This window comes from Bradyrhizobium sacchari, assembly GCF_002068095.1.
GTDB classification, from domain to species: domain Bacteria; phylum Pseudomonadota; class Alphaproteobacteria; order Rhizobiales; family Xanthobacteraceae; genus Bradyrhizobium; species Bradyrhizobium sacchari.
Genome location: NZ_LWIG01000001.1, coordinates 232,895 through 234,277 on the forward strand (window position 1 = coordinate 232,895; position 1,383 = coordinate 234,277).

Annotated in this window: 1 protein-coding gene; it reads right to left on the reverse strand. The window is 64.1% G+C overall.

Going from position 1 to position 1,383, the window contains the following annotated elements:
* Positions 1 to 274: 274 nt before the first annotated feature.
* A complete protein-coding gene (locus tag A5906_RS01110; RefSeq protein ID WP_080133997.1) occupies positions 275 to 1,309 on the reverse strand; it encodes a tripartite tricarboxylate transporter substrate binding protein in 1,035 nt (344 codons plus the stop codon).
* Positions 1,310 to 1,383: the final 74 nt, after the last annotated feature.

Consider the following 1,383-nt stretch of genomic DNA (forward strand, 5'->3'; position numbering starts at 1 on the left):
GGTCGCCGTCCCAGTAGTCGGCCTCGTATTCCCGCGCCTTCAGCGAGCAGCCGATCTTGTCGTCGTTCATGCGGCCCATGTAGTCGCGCTTGGTCGCAGCATGCAGTGGCATAACGATATTCAGCAGTCGTCCCATTGAGCCCTCGGATTCCATCACGCGCTGTCTTGGGGCCCGGGGGCCTTGCGTCGTGAACCGCGACTCAACCCTAGCACTTTCGCCGGCGGGCTATCGTTGTTTCAGATCAATGGCCGGACATGAGCGGCGCGCCCGCCGCTATTGCACCTCGATGTTCGCGTCCTTGACCAGCTTGCGCCAGCGGTCCTCCTCCTGCCGGACATAGCGATCGAGCTCTTCCGGCGCGCTGCCGACCATGATGAGGCCTTCGTTGGCCTCCAGCTGCTTGAAAGCACCGGACTGAACGGCCTTCGCGACCGCCTGATTGAGGCGCGCGATCACCGGCGCGGGCGTCTTGGCCGGCGCGTACAATCCGTACCAGGATTCGGCGGCGTAGCCGGGCACCCCGGCCTCGGCGACAGCCGGCAATTGCGGGAATGCGGCCGAACGCTCGGCGGATGTGACAGCGAGCGCGCGGAGCTGGCCCGCAGCCACCAGCGAGGCTGCGCTTGCCACGGTGGTGAACATCACGTCGATTTGCCCGCCCAGCAGGTCGCTGATCGCAGGCGCCGCGCCTTTGTAGGGCACCGCCGTCATCTTGACCTTGGCCATGGAGTTGAACAGCTCGCCGGCGAGATGGGCCGAGGTACCGGTGCCGAACGTGCCGAAATTCAGCTTGCCAGGATTGGCTTTGGCTTCAGTGATCAGATCGGCGATCGAGTTGATTTTGGAGGCCGGGTTGACGACGACGATATTGAAGGAGCGTGCGATCAGCGAGACCGCCGCAAAATCCTTGTGCGGATCGAACGGCAGCTTGTTGTACAGGCTCGGATTGACCGCGTGCGCGAAGGTCGCCATCAGCAGCGAATAGCCGTCGGGCTCGCTGGTGGCGACAGTCTGGGTTCCGATGATGGTCCCGGCGCCGGGCTTGTTCTCGATGATGACCGATTTGCCGAGGTCCGTCTGGATCTCCTGTGCGGTCGTTCGCGCGATGATGTCGGTCCCGCCACCTGCAGCGAAGGGCACCACGATCTTGATGATCTTGTCGGGATATTCGGCCCGCGCCGGCGCAACACCAAGCCCCGCGACGATCGGCAAGACAGCGCAGGCGAGGATGGCGCGGTTCAGCCGGCGCCGCACGGCGAAACGCTTCGCGCGCGTGCCGTCGTGATTGATGATTTCGCGAGTGGCCATCTGGAACTCCATCCGATCTTGTTCAGACATCGAGAACGACCAATCCGTCGGCCGCCTTCACGCCCTGACCCGCC